Raw genomic sequence first — 1733 nt, forward strand, 5'->3', positions numbered from 1 at the left:
AGCTCATATTGCAGGAGCCACCCCCCGGATATCCACCGCGAGCACTGGATCCGCTACTCCCCGCCCCGCCGTTCCAGCCGCTGCAAGAGCGCTCGCTGCAAATGCGGTCGCACGTCAAGCTGACGGCGCCGTAGTCGGCGTCGACATCCATCTTCACGGCTCCCTCGCCGCCGTTGCCGGCACAGCTGCTGGCACCAGGGACGTAGCCCTCCGCCGACCCGCCGTTCTTCCCCTGGCTGCCGGCGCTGCCGGCCCGGCCGGCACTGCCGCGGCCCGCTACGATCTCAGTGTCGAGAATGGAGAGCTCCCTCGTATCCGTCAGCTGGAGGGTGACGGATACGGCGCTGCCGGTACCGGAAGGGGTGGAGCCGTTGAGCTGGAAGCCCTGCACCACCGTCGAGGTCGACAGGTCTCGGGCCTCCATCGCCGGCTGGCCCCCCGACGGCGCCAGCACGGCGGAGAAATACTGCGGGTCGGCCTGCTCTGCCGGCAGGCAGCCGCCGTACACGTCGACGCCGTCCCGTAACTCGATGGCGGTGGTGAGCTCATACTCATCCCAACTCACCAACACCCCGCACCCACTGCCGTCGCACCGCTCGATGCCCCGGGCGATGGTGCGGCAAGGTTCCTCGTAGGAGATTCCGCAGGCCCCCGCGTCGTCACCGTCGGTGGAGACGTAGATGCGGCTGGTGAGGTGCGAGAGCTCCGCATTCCCACAGGCGATCTGCCCCGTTGAGGCGTCCTCCCCCACCGGCCTTGGATCGTCGGCCCAGCGAACATCCTCCAAATTCATTGTCGACTCGTCGAGGGCAAACTCGTGGCGCAGCCGCGCTCCTCGGAACGACGTCTTGCGGCCATGGTTCAGAGCGGCTTGGATACGCGGACCGAAGGTGGTGCCGACCAGGTCTACTCCCGAGAAATCGGCTCCGGCGAGAGTGGCGTATTGCAGATCCGCCCCGTCCAGGTTCGCTCCCTGGAAGGTCGCTCCGGTGAGATTCGCCCGGGAAAGGTTGGCCGGCCCCCGCCGCGAAGGATCCAGCTGCGCCTCGTCGAAGCGAGCATCGGTGAGGTTTGCCCCCACCAAGACAGCCCCCTTGAGGATGGCGCCTCGCAGATCGGCTCCGGTGAGATCGGCGCCGGTGAGATTGGCGTCGGTGAGATCACGCCCGGACAGGTCCGCCCCCCGCAGATCGCAATAAGGACAGCGAAGCATCTGCACGGGATTGCCCTCGACGGTGGTCGCCCCGTCATCTCGTTGGGCAGAGCCCGCTTGCGAGACCGGCTGCACCGCTGCCAGCGCTGGAGCAACAGTCAGACCGAGAGAGATGCCGATGACCAAAAACAGAGTGCGGAAGCCGAGCTGAAAGCGGCACATGGAAACCTCCTACATTGAGACCGTCGACCGCCTTCGCGGCCGGGATGGATCGTTTGTCTGGACACTCGGGTAGTGGGGCGGGGCCGGTGGCTATCGCAGGGGATGAGAAGTTTTTCTACATCTCTTCGGGCCGGCGCCCCCCAAACGGCCGAAGGCCCGCGCCGAAACTCGGCGCGGGCCTTCATGGGGAGGAGATCGAGGACTGCTAGAACTGGTGGATCGTCGCTACCAAGCCGCTCTTGCCGGCTTGGCCCTCGGCGGCCTCACAAGCACTGGAGTTGGCCGGCTCGCCGCCGTCGCCGCCGGCACCGGTGGCGCCGCTATAGCCGTTGTAGAAGATGGCTGCCGAAGTATCGAC

General features: G+C 66.7%; 1 protein-coding gene. It reads right to left on the reverse strand.

Going from position 1 to position 1733, the window contains the following annotated elements; genetic code table 11:
• Positions 1–1375, reverse strand: a 1375-nt coding sequence (locus tag SX243_26195) for a pentapeptide repeat-containing protein (GenBank protein ID MDY7096478.1), incomplete at its 3' end; no start/stop codon positions are given.
• Positions 1376–1733: the final 358 nt, after the last annotated feature.

It is taken from the genome of Acidobacteriota bacterium (genome assembly GCA_034211275.1).
In the GTDB taxonomy this organism is placed as follows: domain Bacteria; phylum Acidobacteriota; class Thermoanaerobaculia; order Multivoradales; family JAHZIX01; genus JAGQSE01.